This window comes from Undibacterium sp. TC4M20W, assembly GCF_049340245.1.
Taxonomy (GTDB): Bacteria; Pseudomonadota; Gammaproteobacteria; order Burkholderiales; family Burkholderiaceae_D; genus Undibacterium.
Map to the genome: position 1 here is coordinate 19,856 of NZ_JBMPPI010000030.1, position 21,042 is coordinate 40,897.

General features: G+C 51.3%; 21 protein-coding genes. 7 read left to right on the top strand and 14 right to left on the bottom strand.

What is annotated here, in order from left to right; genetic code table 11:
- Window position 1: 1 nt before the first annotated feature.
- The 11 genes from minD to ACO0LL_RS25120 form a co-directional block, all read right to left on the bottom strand.
- Window positions 2-817, bottom strand: a complete 816-nt coding sequence (minD, locus tag ACO0LL_RS25070; RefSeq protein ID WP_162060871.1) for a septum site-determining protein MinD — start codon at window positions 815-817, stop codon at window positions 2-4.
- Between the two features lie 68 nt (window positions 818-885).
- Window positions 886-1,680 carry a septum site-determining protein MinC gene (minC, locus tag ACO0LL_RS25075; RefSeq protein WP_422953537.1) on the bottom strand — a complete coding sequence of 265 codons (795 nt, stop codon included), beginning with the start codon at window positions 1,678-1,680 and terminating at the stop codon, window positions 886-888.
- Window positions 1,681-1,893: 213 nt separating this feature from the next.
- Entirely contained in the window at window positions 1,894-2,664 is a 771-nt protein-coding gene (locus ACO0LL_RS25080) for an ABC transporter ATP-binding protein (RefSeq protein ID WP_422953538.1), read from the bottom strand.
- A 1-nt stretch (window position 2,665) separates the two neighbouring features.
- Complete coding sequence (locus tag ACO0LL_RS25085; RefSeq protein ID WP_422953539.1) at window positions 2,666-3,505, bottom strand: ABC transporter permease; 840 nt, start codon at window positions 3,503-3,505, stop codon at window positions 2,666-2,668.
- 22 nt (window positions 3,506-3,527) lie between these two features.
- Window positions 3,528-4,514, bottom strand: a complete 987-nt coding sequence (locus ACO0LL_RS25090) for an aliphatic sulfonate ABC transporter substrate-binding protein (protein WP_422953540.1) — start codon at window positions 4,512-4,514, stop codon at window positions 3,528-3,530.
- 45 nt (window positions 4,515-4,559) lie between these two features.
- Window positions 4,560-5,948: an LLM class flavin-dependent oxidoreductase gene (locus ACO0LL_RS25095; protein ID WP_422953541.1), complete on the bottom strand. Its 1,389-nt coding sequence runs from the start codon at window positions 5,946-5,948 to the stop codon at window positions 4,560-4,562.
- A 10-nt stretch (window positions 5,949-5,958) separates the two neighbouring features.
- A complete protein-coding gene (locus ACO0LL_RS25100; RefSeq protein WP_422953542.1) occupies window positions 5,959-6,789 on the bottom strand; it encodes a MetQ/NlpA family ABC transporter substrate-binding protein in 831 nt (276 codons plus the stop codon).
- A gap of 27 nt (window positions 6,790-6,816) precedes the next feature.
- The gene (locus ACO0LL_RS25105) at window positions 6,817-7,479 is read right to left on the bottom strand and encodes a methionine ABC transporter permease (RefSeq protein ID WP_422953543.1); all 663 of its coding nucleotides are present in this window, start codon (window positions 7,477-7,479) and stop codon (window positions 6,817-6,819) included.
- Window positions 7,472-8,269, bottom strand: a complete 798-nt coding sequence (locus ACO0LL_RS25110; protein WP_422953544.1) for a methionine ABC transporter ATP-binding protein — start codon at window positions 8,267-8,269, stop codon at window positions 7,472-7,474. Before ACO0LL_RS25110 ends, ACO0LL_RS25105 begins: the two co-directional genes overlap by 8 nt.
- A gap of 12 nt (window positions 8,270-8,281) precedes the next feature.
- Window positions 8,282-9,493 (bottom strand): acyl-CoA dehydrogenase family protein, encoded by a 1,212-nt coding sequence (locus ACO0LL_RS25115; RefSeq protein ID WP_422953545.1) that lies wholly within the window; start codon window positions 9,491-9,493, stop codon window positions 8,282-8,284.
- A 148-nt stretch (window positions 9,494-9,641) separates the two neighbouring features.
- A complete protein-coding gene (locus ACO0LL_RS25120) occupies window positions 9,642-10,544 on the bottom strand; it encodes a LysR family transcriptional regulator (RefSeq protein ID WP_422953546.1) in 903 nt (300 codons plus the stop codon).
- Between the two features lie 118 nt (window positions 10,545-10,662).
- Between ACO0LL_RS25120 and ACO0LL_RS25125 the strand changes: the two genes are divergently transcribed.
- The 4 genes from ACO0LL_RS25125 (at window position 10,663) to ACO0LL_RS25140 (ending at window position 14,493) form a co-directional block, all read left to right on the top strand.
- Window positions 10,663-11,598, top strand: a complete 936-nt coding sequence (locus ACO0LL_RS25125) for a DMT family transporter (protein ID WP_422953547.1) — start codon at window positions 10,663-10,665, stop codon at window positions 11,596-11,598.
- Entirely contained in the window at window positions 11,595-12,575 is a 981-nt protein-coding gene (locus tag ACO0LL_RS25130; RefSeq protein ID WP_422953548.1) for an aldo/keto reductase, read from the top strand. The genes ACO0LL_RS25125 and ACO0LL_RS25130 overlap by 4 nt, the downstream gene beginning before the upstream one ends.
- 323 nt (window positions 12,576-12,898) lie before the next feature.
- On the top strand, window positions 12,899-13,381 hold the full coding sequence (locus ACO0LL_RS25135; RefSeq protein ID WP_422953549.1) for a cyclic nucleotide-binding domain-containing protein: 483 nt from the start codon (window positions 12,899-12,901) through the stop codon (window positions 13,379-13,381).
- A complete protein-coding gene (locus tag ACO0LL_RS25140) occupies window positions 13,378-14,493 on the top strand; it encodes an AI-2E family transporter (RefSeq protein ID WP_422953550.1) in 1,116 nt (371 codons plus the stop codon). The genes ACO0LL_RS25135 and ACO0LL_RS25140 overlap by 4 nt, the downstream gene beginning before the upstream one ends.
- A 41-nt stretch (window positions 14,494-14,534) precedes the next feature.
- Here the strand turns inward: ACO0LL_RS25140 and ACO0LL_RS25145 are convergent, their stop codons facing one another.
- Window positions 14,535-16,970 (bottom strand): penicillin acylase family protein, encoded by a 2,436-nt coding sequence (locus ACO0LL_RS25145; protein WP_422953551.1) that lies wholly within the window; start codon window positions 16,968-16,970, stop codon window positions 14,535-14,537.
- A gap of 228 nt (window positions 16,971-17,198) precedes the next feature.
- Here ACO0LL_RS25145 and ACO0LL_RS25150 point away from each other — a divergent pair, with 228 nt between their 5' ends.
- On the top strand, window positions 17,199-17,654 hold the full coding sequence (locus ACO0LL_RS25150; protein WP_422953552.1) for a MerR family transcriptional regulator: 456 nt from the start codon (window positions 17,199-17,201) through the stop codon (window positions 17,652-17,654).
- On the opposite strand, the gene prfH is transcribed toward ACO0LL_RS25150, so the two are convergent.
- The gene (prfH, locus tag ACO0LL_RS25155; RefSeq protein ID WP_422953553.1) at window positions 17,651-18,283 is read right to left on the bottom strand and encodes a peptide chain release factor H; all 633 of its coding nucleotides are present in this window, start codon (window positions 18,281-18,283) and stop codon (window positions 17,651-17,653) included. The genes ACO0LL_RS25150 and prfH overlap by 4 nt on opposite strands.
- Window positions 18,283-19,476 carry an RNA ligase RtcB family protein gene (locus tag ACO0LL_RS25160; protein WP_422953554.1) on the bottom strand — a complete coding sequence of 398 codons (1,194 nt, stop codon included), beginning with the start codon at window positions 19,474-19,476 and terminating at the stop codon, window positions 18,283-18,285. The genes prfH and ACO0LL_RS25160 overlap by 1 nt, the downstream gene beginning before the upstream one ends.
- Before the next feature lie 471 nt (window positions 19,477-19,947).
- On the opposite strand from ACO0LL_RS25160, the gene ACO0LL_RS25165 reads away from it, so the two are divergent.
- Both ACO0LL_RS25165 and ACO0LL_RS25170 read left to right on the top strand, forming a co-directional pair.
- Complete coding sequence (locus ACO0LL_RS25165) at window positions 19,948-20,148, top strand: hypothetical protein (RefSeq protein WP_422953555.1); 201 nt, start codon at window positions 19,948-19,950, stop codon at window positions 20,146-20,148.
- Window position 20,149: 1 nt separating this feature from the next.
- Window positions 20,150-20,947 carry a zeta toxin family protein gene (locus ACO0LL_RS25170; protein ID WP_422953556.1) on the top strand — a complete coding sequence of 266 codons (798 nt, stop codon included), beginning with the start codon at window positions 20,150-20,152 and terminating at the stop codon, window positions 20,945-20,947.
- Window positions 20,948-21,042: the final 95 nt, after the last annotated feature.

Sequence of the window (21,042 nt, forward strand, 5' to 3'; positions counted from 1 at the left end):
ATTATTTGCCTCCGAAAATGCGTTGCAGCAGCCCCGGTTTTTCGTAATTGATGAAACGCAAGGGCACTTCTGCCCCCAAAAAGCGGGAAACCACGTCTTCATAGGCATCAGAAACATCACTGCCCTTCATATGAATGGCAGGGTTACCTTGATTAGACGCATGAAGTACCGCTTCGGATTCAGGAATAACACCAATCAGCGGTATGCGCAAGATTTCCTGTACATCGGTATAAGACAACATCTCACCGGCTTCTACCCTTTTTGGTGAGTAGCGGGTGATCAGCAGATGTTCCTTGACCGGTTCACCACCGGCCTGGGCACGCTTGGACTTGGCCTGGATGATACCCAGAATGCGGTCAGAATCCCTGACCGACGAGACTTCAGGGTTGGTCACGACGATGGCTTCATCGGCAAAAGTCAGCGCCATGACGGCACCGCGTTCGATACCGGCAGGCGAATCGCAGACGATAAATTCAAAATCCATCTTGATCAGGTCATTCAGTACTCGTTCCACGCCTTCTTCCGTCAGCGCATCTTTATCGCGGGTTTGTGAGGCAGGCAAAATAAACAGGTTATCGCAGTGTTTATCCTTGATCAGGGCCTGGTTCAGCGTCGCTTCACCGCTGATGACGTTCACCAGGTCATACACGACACGGCGTTCACAGCCCATGATGAGGTCAAGGTTGCGCAGGCCTACGTCAAAGTCCAGCACGGCTGTCTTGTGGCCGCGCATGGCCAGGCCTGAAGAAAAACTGGCACTGGAAGTAGTCTTGCCTACGCCGCCCTTACCGGATGTCACAACGATGATTCTTGCCACAAATAACTCCTTTTATCTATCCAAGATACTGAAAATTGAGGCTGCTAATCTCCAGTACAAGCTGCAAATTAGCCTGCTGATTTCACTGATGATACTTCAATACTGTCACCAAGCAGTTTAACTTGAACCGGATGATGGGGTAGTAAGGCCGGGAAGCCATTTTCAAACGTACGGTAAATCCCGGCAATGGAAACCAGTTCAGGCTCCATGGTCAGGGCAAAAATCCTGGCTTCGGTATTTCCCGTTGCGCCAGCCAGGGCGCGGCCACGCAAAGGCGCATAAATATGGATGCTGCCATCGGCAATCACTTCAGCCCCGTTATTGACTGAGGCGGTAATAATCAGGTCAGCCCCGCGTGCATAAATGCGCTGGCCAGCGCGCACAGGCGTGTCTATCACCATGGCAGGCATATTGCGGATGATGACTTGTGGTTCAACTGCAACGGGCGCCGGGGCCGCTACTACCTCTACAGGTGCTGGAGCTGGCTGCTGTTCAACTGGCGTTTCAAGCGGGGCTTCAAGCTTAAGTTCAGGCTCTGCCCTGGGTTTGCTGACCACATCTATGCTCAGGCCATGCGAGCGTATGGTGGCATGGTCCTCTTCACGCGCATGGCGCACCGCAACCGGGTTTAGTCCATGCGACTTGAACAGCGGGATCAGTGCATTCCAGTCCAGCGTCTGTTCAGTAATGGCTTCGACATCAATGACGGCAAATTCGTCATCAAAAAAATCAGGCGAACCCGCGGTCATTTCCTTCAATGCTGCTTCGAGCACAGGAAAAGCGGAGTCATGCAGCAAAATTGCAACAGCAACAACAGTAGAAATCTTGATCTCAATGGGCTTGCGCGTCAGGCTGTTTTGCATGGCATCCAAAAAAAATAGTGGTAAATCTGCTTATTGCCCAAATACTTGCACAGAGGGAATAATTACATTCTCTTATATCAGCATTATATTCATGTACCAATTGTGGCAGGCATGAAAAGGACTAATCCTACCAATAGGCGGGCAGGATTGCAAAATTATGCACTTTTTATTTTACAAAGCTACAAAAACTGAGGTGAGTACACTTAAAACCACTTAAAAAGCATGTGCTTCATGCAAGCTTTTCAGTATATTAATTTTCATCGCTGACAATGCCGCATGCGCCCGTTGGCGTGGTCTTTCCTGCAATACGGCAAATTCTTGTCGTATGCTCGCTATCTGGTGATTCAGATGTTGATTCGTTTGTTGCTCCATTAGTACGACACGGTCACTCAGGTACAGGGCTTCATCAATATCATGGCTTACCAGGATGATGGTCAGTCCATGCTCGCTGGCGATATTGATCAGCAAATCCTGCAACTTCATGCGGGTGAACGCATCCACAGCAGAAAATGGTTCATCCAGTAACAGGATTTTGGGACTGGAGAATAAGCCACGGGCAATCGCCACGCGCTGCGCCTGGCCGCCGGATAATTGCTTGGGCAAGGCATGTTCATAGCCATGCATACCGACTTCCGCCAATAGCCTGGCAACTTTAGGCTGGTCGCGGCTGGCGTCATCACCGTCAAAAGCAATATTCTGCGCCACCGTCAGCCAGGGGAATAAGCGTGGCTCCTGGAAGATAAAACCGATGTCGCGGCTGACGCCATGCAGCTTGCGACCACCCAGGCTGATTTGCCCTTCAAAATTGCCATCCAGCCCGGCAATGATGGATAGCAGAGTGCTTTTGCCACAACCACTCGCGCCGATCAGGCTGAGGATTTCACCTTGTTGCACGCTGAGTTGCAGGTTTTTGAGTATCTGACGTGTGCCATAGGATTTTCTGGTGACTTCAATTTGTAAAAACGGTGATGAAAAAGCGCTCATCTTAAGCCCCACTACCATGCTGGTAAGTATCACGCCAGGCCAGCAAATGCGTTTCCAGCTTTTGCATGAACCAGTCGCTGCTCTTGCCCAAGACCGCAAGTATGGCAATCGCCGCCAGTACGATATCGGCACGGCTGGTTTCGCGGCCATCCGTCAGCAGATAACCCAGGCCCTGGCTGGCAGCAATCAGTTCTGCCGCCACCATAAACATCCAGGCCAGGCTGAGCCCATTGCGCAAACCGGTGATAATGGCTGGCAAGGCAGCGGGCAAGAGTATGCGCCTGATCATGGCGGCGGTGGACAAGTGATACAGCTTGCCCACTTCGATGAGGCGCCGGTCCACCCCGCGTATGCCCGATACCACACCCATATACACAGGGAAGAAAGCACCGATGGCGATCAGCACCAACTTGGGCGCTTCATCTATGCCCAGCCACAGCAGGAGCAAAGGCACCCAAGCCAGCGAAGGTATCGCCCGCAACGCCTGGAAGCTGGGGTCCAGTATCGCCTCCAGACGATTACTCAAACCCACCAGCGAACCGGTCAGGATAGCCAGGGTGGCCCCTGCGATAAAACCGGCCGCCACCCTGGCGCTGCTTATACCTATATGTGCCAGCAAGCCTTGCTGCGCCAGATGAATAATGGTGTTGAAAATCTCGCTGGGAGCAGGCAAATGATTGGCGGCGATCCAGCCACGACTGACACTGATTTCTGCCAGTGCGATCAAGGCGAAGGGCAGTATCAAGCCCAACAAGAAACGCGGCATGACAGTACCTTGCCTGTTGGCAGTGATAGCCCTGGAAGGCGTATTCGCAGTAATGGTGGCGCTGGTCGATGGCATGATGCTGGTTCGCTAGTCTGGATTACACCGTGATCAGTTTTTGGGCAAAGCGGGTATCGACAAGATCGCGTATGGTACGGCTCAGATCAACGCCCGGTTTCACCAGACCTTCATCCTGCAGTATAGGTGCGGCGACCTGCAAGGCCTGTATATGTTCATTCGATGGCAGGGCATTGCTGAAGTCACTGCGCAATTTGATTTGCAACAAGGCTACCGGCAAACTGACCTTGGCTTCTTCAGACAGGATTTTTGCCGCTTCAGTCGGGTTACTGCGTATCCATGCTCTGGCTTTTTCATAGGCCCGCAATACGCGACTCACTTCCGCGCCATGGTTATTCAGAAATTCTTCACGCACATTCAAAAAGCCATAAGTATTGAAAGCCACATTGCGATAAATCAGGCGCGAGTTGGCTTCCAGTTCACTGGCCGCCATATGCGGGTCAAGTCCTGCCCAGGCATCTACCTTGCCCTGTTCCAGCGCAGCGCGGCCATCGGCATGCTGCAGGCTGACATGTTCTATATCTGAACGTTTCAGGCCTGCGGTCTTCAAGGCGCGCAGTAAAAACAGGTAGGGATCCGTGCCTTTGGTCGCCGCGACTTTCTTGCCTTTCAGGTCCGCCAAAGTGTGGATTGCAGAATCCTTGCGCACTACCAGCGCCGTCCATTCAGGGCGTGAAAAAATATACGGTGTCTTGATAGGGTTGCCATTGGCCTTAGCCAGCAAGGCTGCCAGGCCCGCGGTAGAACCTATGTCCAGGCTATTCGCATTCAGGTATTCCAGGGCGCGGTTGCTGCCTGCACTGAGCACCCATTTGATATTCGTGCCATCAGCCTTGAACTCTTCTTCGAGCCAGCCAAAACGGCGCAATACCAGGCTGGTCGGTGAGTAATAAGCATAGTCAAGACGCAATTCCTTGAGGGCAGATGCTGCATGGACGAGCGATGGCAAGCTTGCAATGCCAGTGGTTGCAGCAACAGTAGATAGTTGTAGAAAATGGCGGCGTTTCATGAGGTTTCCTGATGATGTTATTGTGTTTTTTTGGGATGCGATCTTTTAGGCTGCATCAGCCAGCTGTTTGTTGATATGTGTATTCCTGCCTATGTGGTTTTCTGGCAGACGTGAACCGCGCTGGAATAACTGCTGGCGCAAAGTGCCATCGCTGTAACTGGTCTTGTAACGGCCACGTGCCTGCAATTCAGGCACGATGAACTTCACCACATCTCTGATGGTTTCATGCGCGAGAGCGAAGGTCAGGTTAAAGCCATCAATGCCAGTTTCATCCAGCCATGCTTCGAGTTGATCAGCCACTTCCCTTGCATCGCCAACAAGCACTGGGCCACGGCCACCGAGGGCGATAAATTCTGCGGCTTCGCGCACTGTCCATTTCTTGCCAGGGTCAGCAGAACTGAATGAGGCCAGTGCAGATCGGCCCGCTTCAGATTCTATGTAATCGATAGTTGCACCCAGTGGCAACTTCGAAAAATCGACACCTGTCCAGCCAGACAATAAAGCCAGTGAAGCATCAATATCGATGTACTGGCGATATTCCTGATATTTGGCTTTTGCGGCTTCGCTGCTTTCTGCCGTGATGATCAATGCCTGTGCGTAGATATACACATCACCAGCCTCGCGCCCGGCAGTTTTCAATGCCGCACGTGTGTCATCGACATAACGTTTCACCACCTGCTTGCTAGGGCCGCTGACGAAAGTGCATTCTGCATGCTGCGCCGCAAAGGCTGTGCCTCGTGTGGAATTACCTGCCTGGAACAACAGAGGGGTTCTTTGCGGTGAAGGTTCGGACAAATGTATGCCTGGCACGCTATAGTATTTGCCATGATGATTTATGGCATGCACATGGGCCGGGTCGGTATAAATACCATGCTCCTTGTCGCGCACAACAGCATTTTCATCCCAGCTTTTTTCCCACAACTTATAAACCACTTCCATGTACTCATCCGCCAGGTCATAGCGCTCATCATGGCTTAGTTGTTTTTGCAGGCCCAGGTTACGGGCCGCGCTATCCAGATAACCGGTTACGATATTCCAGCCTATGCGTCCCTGAGTCAGATGATCCAGGGTAGAGATGCGACGCGCAAAGGTATAAGGGTGTTCATAAGTCAGTGCGCAAGTCACGCCAAAACCAAGATGTCTGGTGACGCTGGCCATCAGTGGCACCAGCGCCAGCGGATCATTCAGTGGCACTTGTATCGCATGGCGCAATGCTGCATCGGTGTCCCCGGCATAGACGTCATACACACCGAGCACATCTGCCAGGAAGATGGCATCGAACAAGCCGTCTTCCAGCAGGCGCGCCAGTTCAGTCCAGTGATCTGCACTGGTGTAGCGATGGCTATTATCCCTGGGGTGACGCCACATGCCGGGCGATTGATGCCCGACAGTGTTCATCTGGAATGCATTGAAGCGGATAAGCTTTTTGCTCATAAAAATATTTTTATTTGGCTGCGACTTCAAGTGCTACCTGATAATCAGGTTTGGCAAAACCCGAAAAATGTTTATTCGTCACTTCCAAAAATTCCCTGGAGCGATAAGCTGCTTCCAGGTCTTTTACCCAGGGTTTGCTCTTGTCATCAGTGCGTATGGCAACCAGGTTTTGATAATTGGCAGAGATTTTTTCACGAGCCAGTGCTTCATTGAGTTTGAGGCCAGACGCCAGTGCGAAATTGCCATTCACGAAAGAGAAATCAGTATCTTCGAGAGAGCGTGGCAATTGTGCTGCTTCCAGCGGTATCAGCTTGATTTTCTTGAGGTTGTCGGCCACATCTTTTTCAGATGCACGGATAGGATCGATATTGGCCTTCAACTTGATCCAGCCCAATTGATCCAGCAAGACCAGCGCCCGCGCCTGGTTGGTCGGGTCATTTGGCAGGGCGACTGTCGTTCCCTCTTTGACTTCGCTCAGGGATTTATGCTTCTTGCTGTAGATGGCAATCGGCGCAGTTGGCACCTTGATCAATTCTGACAATGCGAGCTTATTGTCGGTCGAGAATTTCTTCAGATAGATGATGTGCTGGAAGGCATTAGCATCTAGTGAGCCTTCTGCCAGTGCAAAGTTAGGTTGTATGTAATCATTGAATTCAACTACCTTGACCTTGTAGCCCTGTTTTTCCAGTATCGGTTTGATACCCAGTTTAACCTGGTCAGCATAAGGGCCGGCACTGGTGCCTATCACCAGTTCTTTTGGGTCTTTTGCGAATGCTGCGCCAGTCAAAGTAGTGGAGAGTGCAAGAGCGAGTGTAGCTAGCAGCAATGGGCGACGATGCATGATGATGTCCTTTTGAAAAATAAAGAATTAGCGTTTATCGATATGACGGGCAATCCGGTTGCCAGTGAACTGTATGATCTGCACCAGTGCAATCAGCAGGGCAACCGTGACGAACATGACATCGGTCTGGAAGCGGTAATAGCCATAGCGTATCGCCAGGTCACCTATGCCACCGCCACCAACCACACCGGCAACAGCTGAGTAAGACAGGAAGCTGATCGCCAACACAGTCAGTGCCAGCACCAGGCCACTGCGTGCTTCTACCAACAAGACACGGATAATGATTTGCAACTCAGACGCGCCCATCGCATGCGCAGCTTCAATCACGCCGCGTGGTACTTCACGAAAACTTTGTTCTACCAGTCGCGCGAAATAGGGTATGGCCGCAATCGACAAGGGCACGGCTGCCGCCAGCGGGCCTATTGAGGTGCCGACTATAAAACGTGTGAACGGAACCAGCGCCACCAGCAAAATAATGAAGGGGAAGGAACGTATGGTATTCACCAGCCAGCCCAGGAAAACTGCCAGCGGACGGTTTTGCAGTGACTGTCCATCACCGACGAGGAAAAGCAGAACACCCAGCGGGCCACCTATCAATACCGCAGCACTCAGGCCTATCGCCAGCATGGTAAAAGTCTGCAATGCGGCTGTACCCAACTCAGGCAATAATGAGATCAGGTTTTCAAACATGGCTTAACTCCTTCCACTGTGCATTGCTGCCATTTTCCTGTCCATGAAAAGCAAGCTCACGGCCGAGCGCAGTCTTGCGCAGGATGCCTGTATCAGCCAGTGAAAAACTCTCGGCAATTTCACCGTCTTCGATAACGGCTACCTTATTGCAGATGGTACTGAGCACAGACAGTTCATGGCTGACGATGACGATAGTGACGCCCAGGCGCTGGTTGATATCACGCAGGGTATCCAGCACTTCGCGTGTGGTTTCTGCATCCAGTGCCGAGGTGGGTTCATCGCACAAGACCACATTGGGTTTGCTGGCCAGCGCACGGGCAATCGCCACGCGTTGTTTTTGTCCGCCGGATAATTGGGCTGGATAACTGTCTGACTTATTGGAAAGACCAACGATGTCCAGGCATTCAGCAACACGCGCGGCGATTTCATGCCTGCTTTGCTTCGTGTGTATCCTCAAAGCGAAAGCGACATTTTCAAATACGCTGGCGTTTTGCAAGAGATTGAATTGCTGGAAAATCATGCCTATGTTTTGCCTGGCGACGCGCAATTCTTTCTTGCCCAGTCTGGTCAGTTCCTGCCCGGCGACGGTGACTGTGCCGCTATCTGGACGTTCGAGCAAATTGATCAGGCGCAGCAAGGTTGATTTACCCGCGCCACTCTTGCCTATCAGGCCAAAGATATCGCCTTGTTCAATATCGAGACTGACAGATTTGACTGCATGAAAAGTCTTGCCATCCGGCAGAGCAAAAGCCTTGCTGACAGATTGTATTTGTATAATAGGTGTGCTCACGTTTATTGCCGATCAAGAATATGCCGTAGGTTCAGGAAGGCTGCCATTCAACACATAGCGGCCCAGGTCACGCAATTTGTAATCGATGGGATCATGCAGGGTATGTACCCTTACATTGCGCCAGAACCTGTCATAGCCATAGCGTGCAGACGTGGAGCGGGCACCAGTCAGTTCAAACATTTGCGAGCTGACTTCTATGCCAGCGCGATGCGCCAGGCATTTTGCTTCTGCCACTGCAATTGCGAGTTCACCGCGGGTTTCTGCGGTGACCAGCGGGCCCTGGCGAAAAGCTTTTTCCAGACTAGCTGCTGCCTGGTCTGCCAGGGCAACTGCCGGGCGTAACAGCAACCACAGTTCGCCATAGCGGTGTTGTATGAAAGGGTCATCCGTGGCTTTATCCACGCCCGCAGCAAACCATGCCCTGGCCTGTTCTTGCGTGTATTGGCGGGCCGCATCAAAGGCACCCAGGCCTATGCCCAGATACAGATTCGTCATGATGAGCTGGGCAACTTGCGAGCGCAATGTTGCCTGCGCAGTGGGCAGTGTTGCTGGCGCTTGCAATACCAGATCGGCAGGCAGGAAGACATTTTCAAAATGCACATTGCCACTATCCGTCTGTTTTTGACCAAAGGCATCCCAGTCAGCTTGTACCGAGATACCTTTTTGCGTTGTTGGCACTGCGGCGATCAGGGCACTTTGAGTCTGTTCATCCCAGGCCGAGATCGTCAGCCATTCCGCACCCACAGAGCCAGATGAAAAACTCTTGATGCCATTCAGGATATAGCCACCATCTGTCTTCGTCGCTGTAGTACGCTTGTCTAGAGGGTTAAGGGCATTACCCCAGAAAAATCTTTGTTCTACCGTCGCTGCCAGCAAACGGCGCTGTTGTTGAGCATTGCCATACAGCTGTATGCCAGCGAGTTGCAAGTGGTGGAAAGCGAACACATGAGCCAGCGCGCTGTCGGCCTTGGCCAGCAGGCGTATGACCTGAAACACCAGTGACCAGTCCGCACCCTGGCCACCAAATTCTATCGGGATGGAAAGTGTCAGCAAGCCCGAGGCACGTATCCATTCGCGCTCTTGTTGCGCATGCCCGCCAGCGCGGTCACGTGCTACGGCGGTACCGGCCAGTTGATCAGCCAAAGCGCTGGCGATAGCCAGGGCATCTTCTTGCTGATCTGACGAAGAAGTAGGTGTAACGCGGCTGTGGAGAGCAAAAGGCATGGCAAACCTGATATATCAAAATAATTTGAAAAATCAGTATTACATTGCTCCTTATGCGCGTACACGAACAAATCCAGCTTACCTTATGCGTTATTGACCTATGAAAAAAATCAAGATTGGATAGTTGAAATGCGCATGATGACTTTGCTTATGATGCCGATGAGTTTTGTGCCTGTAGCAAATAATCGATGAAGACCCTGATCTTCAGGGCCAGATGTTTACCGGGTGTGTAAACAGCATAAATATTGCCCGTATAAGGTGCGCAAAATTCCCAATCCGGTAAAACAACTTCCACCTGTTTCGCGGCGATGGCAGCATGTGCGGTAAAGTCCGGGACCAGGCCTATGCCACCACCAGCCAGGGTGGCAGCAAGTATGGCTGAACTATTGTTGATGGTCAGTCGCGCCGGGATTTGCACATTGCATTGCTGCTTGCCCTTTTGCATGCTCCAGTGGTCACCAAAGCTGCCATAGCCCAGATAAATACAGCGATGTGCAGTTAACTCATCTGGCTCAGTGGGACGGCCAGATAGCTGCAGATAATCTGGAGTCGCCACCAGTACATAACGCATCTTACCCAATGGCCGGGCTGCCAGACCGGGGGATAGTTCGCGAGAAATGCGTATCGCCAGATCCACGCCTTCATCGATAAGGTCCAGGGTATTGTCTATCAGCGTCAGGCGCACAGACACATCGGGATAGGCATCCAGAAAACCCGGTAGCAAGGGGGCCAGCCAGACTTCACCAAATACGACTGGAGCAGTCACGCGTATCACGCCGCTGGGATGCAGGCTGTAAGTGCCCGCCAGCGCATGGGTTTCGCGTGCTGCCTGCAAGATGCGCATGCTGCCTGTCAGCACCTCCTGCCCCAGTTCGGTCAGGGCAAATGAACGCGTGGTTCTTTGCATTAATCTGCCACCCATATGCGCTTCCAACCGCGTGATATGGCGGCTGATGGCTGAGGTATTCACACCCAGTTGCCGGGCAGCCGCCGAAAAACTGCCAGTTTCCACTACCTGGGCAAAGATCGCCATTTCATTAAGCATTTCCATCACGCATGTCCTTTTATTTATGCCTGTAGAGCAATAATCATTTGTATTTTATGCGTATTGTTGAAGAGTGTCAGCTTGTCGATAATGGAAGCTATTCAATCAGAAGCAGGCGGATACGATGAACAGCAATTTGGAAAGCTCTGGAAACTCCGGCAAATGGCAAATGGTAGCGGCAATGACATTGTCCGGCACCATAGGCCTGTTCGTAATGGCCAGCGGGCAGCCAGCAATGACGGTGGTTTTATTACGCTGCCTGATTGGTGGCCTCAGCCTGCTGGCCTTGCTGTACTGGCAAGGCGGCTGGCAAAACTTGAATGCCAGTCAAGTGAAGTGGCTATTGTTAGGAGCCGCAGCCCTCATCATCAACTGGTTATGCCTGTTTTCTGCCTACAGGCTTAGCAGTATTTCAATCGCCACGGTGGTCTATCACGTGCAACCCTTCTTTTTACTGATCCTGCTGGCCATGATGCAAAGAGATGGGCAACTCTGGCGTAAACTGCCATTCCTGCTGGTGGCCTTTGCTGGCGTGGTGTTCAGTTCGGGTCTGGATATCCGGCATGATTTCCTGCGCAGTGCCGACGGACATGTTAGCCAGGCCCTGGCAGGTGCCGGGCTGGCTTTGCTGGCAGCCTTACTGTATGCCTTCGCTACCCTGGCGACGCGCAAGTTGCAAGGCATAGCCCCGGCGCAGATCGCCAGTGTGCAATTACTGCTTGGCGCCGTGGTGCTGGCGCCAATGGCAGATTTATCTGGCTGGAGCTGGCAATGGCAAAGCTGGGGCAGTTTATTGTTGCTGGGCTTCGTCCATACCGGGCTGATGTATAAACTCATGTACGATGCTTTTCAAAAGTTGCCAGCAACGAGTATTGCTACCTTGTCCTTTATTTATCCGCTGGTGGCCTTGCTGGTTGATGTGTGTTTTTTTTCTACGGTCTTAAGTGCCGTGCAATTGCTGGGCATGGCCATGATCTTGATCGCCGTGCTGGCAAATCAGCGTGAGTGGAATCTCGCTGTGTTGATGCGAACTTTGAATTTAAGAAATGGAATCAAATGATGAAAATTCGTAAACTGGGGCAACAGGGTTTGCTCGTCTCTGAGCTGGGACTGGGATGTATGGGCATGAGTACAGCCTATGGTGCTGCCGACGAAAATGAAAGCATAGCCACCATCCACAGGGCGCTGGAACTGGGTTTGAATTTTTTTGATACGGCAGAACAATACGGCCCTTATGCCAACGAAGTTTTGCTGGGCAAAGCCTTGCAGGGCAGACGCAGTAAGGTCGTACTCGCCACGAAGTTTGGCTTCAAGATAGAAAACAATCAAATAACTGGCCTGGACAGCCACCCCAAACATATACGCCAGGCAGTGGAAGGCTCTTTGCAAAGACTGGGTACGGATTACATTGATCTTTTGTATCAGCACAGGGTAGATCCTGCTATCCCGATAGAAGAAGTCATAGGCTGCATGGCTGATTTGGTACAGCAGGGCAAAGTGCGCTTCCTGGGCTTGTCAGAAGCGGGCGTCAATACCATACGCCGCGCACATGCTGTCCATCCCATCAGTGCATTGCAGAGTGAATATTCCTTATGGGAGCGCAATCTGGAAGACGAGATTTTGCCACTCTTGCGTGAACTGGGTATAGGCCTGGTGCCATTCAGCCCTCTGGGACGCGGATTTCTCAGCGGTAGCGCACTACGCGCTGAAGCTTATCCTGCGACGGATTTCCGCCATCTTGATCCGCGTTTGCAGGGTGAGAACTTTGATCGCAATATGCAGGCAGCCGACCAGGTCACGGCAATTGCCAGGACAAAAAATATCAGCCCCGCTCAATTAGCCCTGGCCTGGGTCATGCATCAGGGGCAGGATATTGTCGCCATTCCAGGTACCAAACGGGTGAAGTACCTGGAAGAAAATCTGCGTGCCAGCGAAGTAGTGCTCGACAATACGGACATGCAAGCCCTGGGCATGGCAATGCACACTGTGGCAGGCGAGCGTTACAACAAAGAGAGAATGGCCATGGTGGACAGATGATCTGCACCAGTGCTGAATCATTGAGAACCCAGATCTGCTGATGAAAACCGTACTTTAATCGCCCGGTTGTTGCTTGTTCATACACACATGCATCCTGAACCCAGCCTGTATGTGTGCTTGACATCCTGCCATTCTGAGACAGATTGCAAATGTGGTGCTAGGGCGCGGAAAACAAATGTGAGAGTGTCTTTGCGGGATTTGTGGTGCTAATATCTACGTTTTTAGTGTAACTCCTGGGTACCACGCATGAGATTTTCATGGGCAAGGGCCGCCGGGTACAGCATAATTGTGGATTGCTCTGCTATCAATAATAAAGGACGCACATGACACTTACCTGGATAAGGCAACCTCCTGCCTCTTATCGCCTGCAACGCTTATCAGGTATGTCATTGTTCGCCACCCTGAGTCCGCGTGAGCTGAAAATCATTGATGGCATGTTGCACGACCGGCAGTATCTTGCCAACGAAATCATCTTCGATGAGGGCGAGGAAGGGCAGGCCTTGTACATCATCCTGTCTGGTGTCGTGAGCATTAACCGCAGGCGCGAGCATGGTGATGAGTTCATTGCCAATCTGACCGAGGGTAATTTTTTTGGTGATGTAGCCTTGCTGGATAATTCTCCGCGCAGCGCGCAGGCCAAGGCGGCAGAGAATTGTGAGGTGGCTGTATTTTTCCGTGCTGACTTCAGCTCTTTACTTGAAACCAATGCCGTCATCGGTTACAAGATCTCGCTGGAACTGGCACGCCTGAACAGCCGCCGCCTGCGTGATTCCCTCGATGATGTTTCGCGTAGTGAGGCCTTGTGAACCAGCGTCAATCTGGCCCCATTGTCTGGCTATGTGTACTTGCATCGACTTGCGCGCTGCTATTTTTATTGCCCAAGGTCTTGTGGCTGCTGATACCGTTCATGTTTGCAATGATACTGTATTACATCCTCGTGCCTGCAGTGGCGCGCCTGAGCCTGCTGGGTTTGCCGCGTGAGTTGGCAGCTACTTTTGTTGGTGGTATTTTTTTTATTGCATTGGCTTTGGCACTGGCCTACATCATTAATAAATTCACTTTGCGTGCAGGATCTTTGCAAGACATGTTCGCGCATTATGTCGATGGCGGAATACGTTTCGTGCACAATTCCATGCAGACCATGGAAGAGAATTTTTCTATACTCCGTAAGGCACATGCGAGCGAATCAGTGAATGCATGGATGGCGAGTAACACCGATAATTTTGCCCAGCAATATGTCGCCAACATCCTGGTTTCCATGGCGGGAGTATTGCCGGCGGTTTTCCTGACTCCTTTTCTGACTTTCTTTTTCTTGCGTGATGGCCGCAAGTTCAAGCAATTTCTGGCACGCGCTGTGCCGAATGCTTTTTTTGAAGAAACCCTGTTTCTCATGCATGAAATTGGCCAGACTGCGCGCCGTTACTTTCAGGGCTTGTTGAAACTGACGGTAATCGATACCCTCATACTAGCGCTGGGACTGTGGTCTATAGGTATATCAGCACCATTCACACTGGCGCTGATATCCGCCATTCTCGCATGGGTGCCTTTTGTTGGTTCTGTACTGGGTTGCATCATGGTGGTACTGGTGGCGGCTACCGATGCGCCTGATACTCCCTTGCTGGCTTATGGCGCGATTACTGTTTTCATCACCGTACGTTTGCTCGACGATTTTATTTTCATGCCCATGACCCTGGGCCGTAGCCTGCACATGCATCCGCTTATTTCAGTATTGATGATTTTCGTCGGTGGCGAGCTGGCTGGTATCGCCGGCCTGATGCTGGTGTTACCTATACTGGGCATTGCCATGGTGGTGGGTGAGACAGTAGGGAGTGTGGTTACCAACCCCCGCTTGCGGGCACGTCACCGCCATGCCAAAGCCTTGCGTGAGCGACAGGTCAGTTTTGATTTGAAAGACTAAAAATAGAAAAAAATGGCAGCGATCAGGCTGCCATTTCTGTCTTAAGGTTTCAGGGTTTGCCTGTGTCTGGCATTGGCTTCCACTTTGTCAGGCGCAAACCACCACGGGCGGCGTTCATCTTTTGCCCACAGTTTGGCCATGTCATTCTGGTGCTTCTGGAAATGCCTTTCATTGACACCACCGGCCATTGCCGCTTCTATCTTTTCATTGTCACCAAAGTCCATGATGACTTGCATGGAGGCGAAAAAGTTAGATTCGTAGGGTTTCTGGAAATCATAGACGCCACGGCTGACAGTTTCGCCACTGCCCGAGCGTTCAACAGTAAAGCCACCCAGCAATTCCTGTCCCGCACCATTACGGCGCAAGGGGCTGACAAAGCGTACGGTATGCGCCTTGCCCCAGCGCCATCGGCTTGTATCTTTACCTTGCAAGGCTTCTATCTCTGCCCGGGCGCGTGGTGCGGCAGCACGTATCACGTCGGCCAGGGTTTCACGCTTGTCCTTGGTGCGCACGTCGTCAAACCAGATGGAGTCCGGCTTGGCCAGCAGGGTATCAAAACGCTGCTGCCAGAAATACCAGGTCGATAGCATGTCTTTGGCGACATCGTCGCCCAGTTCATCACTGAAAGTACCTATCACGACTTCGCGGTACAGTGCCTGATAGACCAGCGGGGCAGCAAGGGCCGCATCGTCCCTGCCATCCCAGGCCTTGAGTATGGCAGCCAGGTCTTTGTTTGCAGTATCATTTTCCAGCGTAGCAATAAGTTCAGGGCGCAAGGCATCTGACTGCAGGTTGCGGCTGTCATGCATGAGTTTCCAGTGATCTTCCACCGTCATTTTTTGTGCCGCACCGAGTACCTGTCCTATGCGGGTATAGCGATAATTCGGCGAGACATAATTGGTGTAATACCAGGGGAAATCTTCAGGCCGGGTATCGTGGTTGGCGGTGCCTACCCAGGCACGTGCCGGATTAGTCATGCCGGGCATCTTGTCCTTGGGAATAAAGCCTGTCCAGTCATCACTACCATCTATCGGTGGCAGGCGCGGGAAGCCGCCGTCAGCGCCTGAGCGTATCGGCACCGCACCAGTGGCACGGTGAGCGATAGTTCCCTGGTCATCACCAAAGACAAAATTGAACATCATCAAATCGATCTTCTGTACTTGCTTGTCAAAGTCAGCGGCATTGGCGGAAGTCAGCATGCCCTCTATGCCGATTTGCGGTGTCAATACTTCGGCATCGGTAGAACGCAAGACCAGCAGCTTGTCGCCCTTGGGGCCAAGGCCGGGGTGATCGGTAATCACTGGCCCACGTTTGGTATAGCGTATGACCAATGCTTGATCCCGGTAGCCACCTGTGGCGCTCTTGTCCTTGATGCGTATGTTTTCAGTGATGACCGTGAATGGCACGCTGCGGCCACCGTCCATGTAATGATCTTTGTTGGCCGGGTCCAGGCTTTCCACATACAAATCCTGCACATCGCCATAAGCATTCGTGACACCAAAAGCCACATGTTTGTTGCGTCCCACCATAATGCCAGGCATACCGGGTATCGCTGCACCTACCGCCTGTATCTCAGGCGTAAACAAACCTACCGGGTGCCAGGTGCCAGGTAAGATACGGTTGTCCAGATGTGGGTCATTCGCCACCATGGCCTTGCCTGATTGCGAGCGCGATGGGCCAACGGCCCAATTGTTTGAACCCAGACCCTGATGATTCAAAGTCTCTGGTGCGATATTCAAATCACTCCAGGCAAGGTTCAATTGCGCGGATTGTGCAGATTGCACCTGCTGATTTTCTGCTTGCGTAATGGCTGTCGCGGGCGCAGTCTTCCAGTCAGGATTCACCGTCAGCGGGAAAATCTCGCGCGCCTTTTCCATGCCCAGATGATCAATGAGTTTTTGCGCGATGACTTCTGCCTTGAAATTGGTCGAATGGGTGTAATGGATGTAATGCACCAGCGCTACCAGGTCAGCCACTGTCCAGGCTTGCGGCACCAGACCGATGGCCTTGAGTTCTACGGGATGTTCACCGGGATAAGATTTGATATAGGCATTGATGCCATCGACATAATGTTGAAAGAAGGCCCGTGATTCAGGGCTGAGTTTTTCTGCATGTTTCATGCCGTTGCGGTGTATGCCGAGTACCCGCATGCGTATGTCGCTGGGCACGGTCTCGGCACCCAGGATAGCTGACAATTCACCACGCCAGGTAGCGCGGAATAATTCCATCTGCATTAGCCGGTTTTGTGCAGTCACAAAACCCTGGGCACGTAACAGGTCAGGTGTATTGCTGGCAAAAATATAGGGTATGCCCAGCTCATCGCGCAAGACTTTGACTGGAGCAGTCAAACCAGCCAATTGCATTTCGCCATCGATTTGTGGATGGCCGGAACTGCGCAGTTTCAGATATCCGACCGTTGCGCCCACAACCAGTACTACCGCCAGACCTATGGTCGTGCGTTTCAATATTTTATTCATCTTGTCTCCATCTGGGTCAGTCTTTGGCATGCCCATTGTTATATTTGTTTGCCTTTTTTAAGCAAGGCTCTCATCATTTCGCAAGCTGCTAGCGCAGTCAAGCAATAATCACTTTGCAAGGGCTTTTGCTGCAAAGCGAAATTATTTGATCTTGTATTGGGTCTTGTATCCAGCCTAAAGCTTGGACTACACTCCATAGTCAAGAAAGATTTGAATCTGGAGTAGTCTATGAACATCAGCCAGTTTGCAGGACTCTGCGAAGTATCGACCGACACCGTGCGCTATTACGAAAAACAGGGCATCATCAAGCCCGCCCCGCGTCAGGGTAATGGTTACCGCAAATATGTTGATGCCGATGTACAAACCCTGCGCTTTGTCCGTGGTGCGCAGGCATTGGGATTTTCTCTGGCGGAAATACAAAACATTTTGCCGCGTCTGGCAGAGGGCAAGTTTGGCCGTGCCGATATAGAGCAGCAATTAATGAACAAGATGGCACAGATAGACGCGCACATGCGTCAGTTGAAAACCCTTAAAAAAGAATTACAGGCGACCTTTGCCTTGCTGACTTGCAAACCTGATTTGCCAGTCACGACCACACAAAGCACCGCCACCGATAGCGGCAGCGGTGCTGGTGCGGCAATCGCAAAGCAGGCCTTCAAAAAACCTGTCACAAAAGGGCGTTAAGCTTTTTGTTCCTTGAAATCCATGCCCACAAATATGCGTCTGGCATTTCCCCTTTCTGTATCGTGATGTTGCATGCGCCTCTCGGCCTTGCTGTCACGTTCTTTGGCAGCATGCAATTCTTCCAGTTTGCTGCTTAGCAGTTGTGCGGCCAGGCGCTTGTTGGCGTGCTGGCTGCGCTCAGTCTGTACCTTGACTGAAATGCCTGTTGCAATATGCGTGGCGCGTATGGCACTGTCAGTCTTGTTGACATGCTGGCCGCCGGGGCCGGATGCTCGTGTAGCTTCATAACGTATTTCACTCTCCGGCATGGTGCTGCCAGCCTGAAATACTTTGCAACCCAAAAACCAGTTTTTGCGTTTATGGCCCAGCCGGTAAGGGCTATTGCAGATCCATAGCAGGCTGCCTTCCCACGCCTGCGCCAGATTTTGCGCGGCATCTTCATTTTTATCAGCTGTCAATTCCAGCAAGGCAGAGCGCAGGCTGCCAGCATACGGGCCATCGACTTGTTCAATGATGCGCGCAGTGACACCTGCTTTGGCCGCTTCTTTATTGAAGACTTGCAAAGCCTTGGCAACAGCCAGACAACATTCTGCCGGGCCGGTATTCGCGGTGATTTGTAGATGCAGCATCAGCAGCACTCCCCACGTGTTTTGTAGGTTAGCAGGGGTTTGCTGCGGGCGATGACGGTGACCAGATCGGCACCCAGCAAGCAATCAAGTACGCTATCAAGATTTTTGTAGGCTTGCGGTGCCTCTTCATAAATCAGGGCACGGTCAGCACAAATCACGCGACTGCCAAATTCTGTGCGGCTCAATTGATCTGGTGTCGCCAGTTTAAACAATCTGTCCTTGCAATCAGTACGCTGCCATTTGCGACCTGCACCATGCGCCAGTGAATGCAAACTGGCTACGCCATTCTCTATTTTGGGTTGCAGCAGATAGCTGTAATCACCGCGTGAACCCGGCAACATCACCATGCCCTGATCACTGGGGCTGGCACCTTTGCGATGCAACCACAAACTCTTGCCATCCGCTTTTACAGGGGTGACGAGATTGTGATGCACGTCGAGTATCAATTCGCCATGACAACGCAGGCGGCGCAAGATACGGGCAGCGATCATGGTGCGGTTCAGTGTGGCATACTCCAGCGCGGCATCATGCTTGCGCAAGTAGTCTGTCGCTGCTTCGCTGTCACTTGCGAGACCAGCGTGACTATGCGCATCGATATGCTGACGCAAGATGAATTGCCCCAGACCACGCGAGCCGCTATGCACCAGCAATTGCACACGTTTCACATGCAAGTTTGCTGCGTTGTAGCTGGCTGCATCATCGACTCTGTCAGTGATTTGTAATTCGGCAAAATGATTGCCACCACCGATAGTACCGAGTGAGCGCATTTGCAGTAAATCCAGTCCCGCTGCCAGCAAGCCATCTGCGACGGCCTGTTTTTTTGCAGCCAGATCAGGATCAAGGCTGAGCAATTGCTGCCATTCATCTTCATCGACAGGTTCATCAAGATTGCCGATTTGCTTGTCGAGTTTATCCAGCTTGACCTTGTTGATTGCCAGGTCAGTCTGGTACAGGCTCATGCCGCAGCCTATGTCGTTGCCAACCAGGGCAGGGTAGAAATGGTCTTGTGATAAAAATGCGGCACCCACAGGGTAGCCACGGCCCAGGTGCAAATCAGGCAGACCCACTACGCTGACCATATGTGTTAATTGTGCTGTAGTCTTGAGTTGCTGTATCGCGCTGTCTTCAAGCCACAAGCAGTCTGAGGCGATCACAGATACGCGCTCAGACAATTGTTGAATAAAATTGCCCATAGAGGAATTCCAAATAATATTTTTTAGGAATTGGGCGCTGGTATAGACGTATCAAATCACCAGCAGATGCTGAAAAGATGAAGGCTAAGATGAAATGCTTGCAGACGCGTACGCTGTATTAGCAGCGTGATGAAATACGCGCACTAAAATGCGTACACTAAAATACGAATTAATGCAGGCAGTAGAAAACCAGACCCAATGAAGGAGAGAGGTTTGGTAGTAGTCGCATGTTTATCTCCTTTCAGATGATGTTGGTTGAGGTGAGGGTTTGATAGTAGCTGATGGATTTTGGTTTTGGCAAGGAATTTTTTACATTTGTATTTCTGCATTTGTACCTTGGCTATGCCTTAAATCCAGCGAAAGCCAGCGCGTAACATATTGCAACTTCATTTATTCTTTCGCTACCAAGCGACTAGAATCAAAATTTGAAGTAAAGATTTTCCACTTTCTTTGCCGTCATCGGGAATAAAAATGAGCCAGTCGAATCAGGAAAACAAATTGAGCGAAGATGATCTGCACGAGCTGGAACTGGACAAGAAGTTTGCAGAGCATATCAAAAAACTCAACGAGACTGAGACCATCAGTTATGTCGATGAGCAAGGTTATCTGGTCAGGCGTACTCCTGATGGTGTCATCACGCGTGTGCATGATGTACCGGTAGAAAAGTCGTAACATGAGTGAGCGCCCCATCGCCCTGTTTTATGGCGGCACGAATGGTTCGGGCAAATCCACTTTGCGCGAAATCGACTCAGGCAGCAAGATCAGCAAACACATAGACCCCGATGCCATCGCCCGCGTCATCAACCCTCAAGACCCGCGTGCTGTTGATGTCGCCGCAGGCCGTGAAGCAATACACCAGTTCAAGCAAGCTCTGGCAGCAAAGACGTCTTTTACGATGGAAACCACGCTTACCGGCAATGGCATACTCAGACGTATGGAAGAAGCCAAAGCTGCAGGCTTTCAGGTGCAATTGCGTTACGTAGGACTAAACAGTGCCGATGTCAATGTAGAGCGGGTCGCCAACCGTGTATCAAAGGGGGGACATCATATTGATGAGGATGTTATCCGCAGGCGATATACAGAAAGTCAGGAAAACCTGGTCGGGGCCGTCGCAATTTGTGACAAAACCCTGATACGTGACAACTCCGGCGCGATGCCAGTCACCTACCTGAAAATTGAAAATAATCAAATTACAAAACTGACAGATAAAGAAGCGCCAAACTGGATTAAATCGATAGAGACTAAAATTGTGGCAGGTATGCACCCCAGCCAGACTCAATCAAAGTCAATAGAAAAAGGGAACAAAATTGCTGCAATTCCCGTGACAGCCATAGAAACCTCAGAAAAATCAGAAAAATCGATTGCAATTGTCAATCCCGGTACCAATGTACTGTCAGTGCAAGATAGTCCTTCGAATCGAATGATTGCCGCTGTCAACGAATCGACCAAATTGGATAGATCAAAACCATGAAGTGATGGCATTGAAATAAGATTGCGATCATTCTGCTTGTCTCTTCTTGCTTGTTGTCATCCGATTCCGCTTTTTGCCGTTATAGGTAGATGTGC

Excerpts from the sequence above, each read along its gene's own strand:
- prfH (WP_422953553.1), bottom strand. The coding sequence starts at position 18,283 with ATGCTGCATCTACAAATCACCGCGAATACCGGCCCGGCAGAATGTTGT.
- ACO0LL_RS25145 (WP_422953551.1), bottom strand. The coding sequence starts at position 16,970 with ATGAATAAAATATTGAAACGCACGACCATAGGTCTGGCGGTAGTACTG.
- ACO0LL_RS25135 (WP_422953549.1), top strand. The coding sequence starts at position 12,899 with ATGACACTTACCTGGATAAGGCAACCTCCTGCCTCTTATCGCCTGCAA.
- ACO0LL_RS25120 (WP_422953546.1), bottom strand. The coding sequence starts at position 10,544 with ATGGAAATGCTTAATGAAATGGCGATCTTTGCCCAGGTAGTGGAAACT.
- ACO0LL_RS25095 (WP_422953541.1), bottom strand. The coding sequence starts at position 5,948 with ATGAGCAAAAAGCTTATCCGCTTCAATGCATTCCAGATGAACACTGTC.
- ACO0LL_RS25085 (WP_422953539.1), bottom strand. The coding sequence starts at position 3,505 with ATGCCATCGACCAGCGCCACCATTACTGCGAATACGCCTTCCAGGGCT.
- ACO0LL_RS25160 (WP_422953554.1), bottom strand. The coding sequence starts at position 19,476 with ATGGGCAATTTTATTCAACAATTGTCTGAGCGCGTATCTGTGATCGCC.
- ACO0LL_RS25125 (WP_422953547.1), top strand. The coding sequence starts at position 10,663 with ATGAACAGCAATTTGGAAAGCTCTGGAAACTCCGGCAAATGGCAAATG.
- ACO0LL_RS25090 (WP_422953540.1), bottom strand. The coding sequence starts at position 4,514 with ATGAAACGCCGCCATTTTCTACAACTATCTACTGTTGCTGCAACCACT.
- ACO0LL_RS25080 (WP_422953538.1), bottom strand. The coding sequence starts at position 2,664 with ATGAGCGCTTTTTCATCACCGTTTTTACAAATTGAAGTCACCAGAAAA.
- ACO0LL_RS25130 (WP_422953548.1), top strand. The coding sequence starts at position 11,595 with ATGATGAAAATTCGTAAACTGGGGCAACAGGGTTTGCTCGTCTCTGAG.
- ACO0LL_RS25150 (WP_422953552.1), top strand. The coding sequence starts at position 17,199 with ATGAACATCAGCCAGTTTGCAGGACTCTGCGAAGTATCGACCGACACC.
- ACO0LL_RS25170 (WP_422953556.1), top strand. The coding sequence starts at position 20,150 with ATGAGTGAGCGCCCCATCGCCCTGTTTTATGGCGGCACGAATGGTTCG.
- ACO0LL_RS25165 (WP_422953555.1), top strand. The coding sequence starts at position 19,948 with ATGAGCCAGTCGAATCAGGAAAACAAATTGAGCGAAGATGATCTGCAC.
- ACO0LL_RS25100 (WP_422953542.1), bottom strand. The coding sequence starts at position 6,789 with ATGCATCGTCGCCCATTGCTGCTAGCTACACTCGCTCTTGCACTCTCC.
- minC (WP_422953537.1), bottom strand. The coding sequence starts at position 1,680 with ATGCAAAACAGCCTGACGCGCAAGCCCATTGAGATCAAGATTTCTACT.
- ACO0LL_RS25105 (WP_422953543.1), bottom strand. The coding sequence starts at position 7,479 with ATGTTTGAAAACCTGATCTCATTATTGCCTGAGTTGGGTACAGCCGCA.
- ACO0LL_RS25115 (WP_422953545.1), bottom strand. The coding sequence starts at position 9,493 with ATGCCTTTTGCTCTCCACAGCCGCGTTACACCTACTTCTTCGTCAGAT.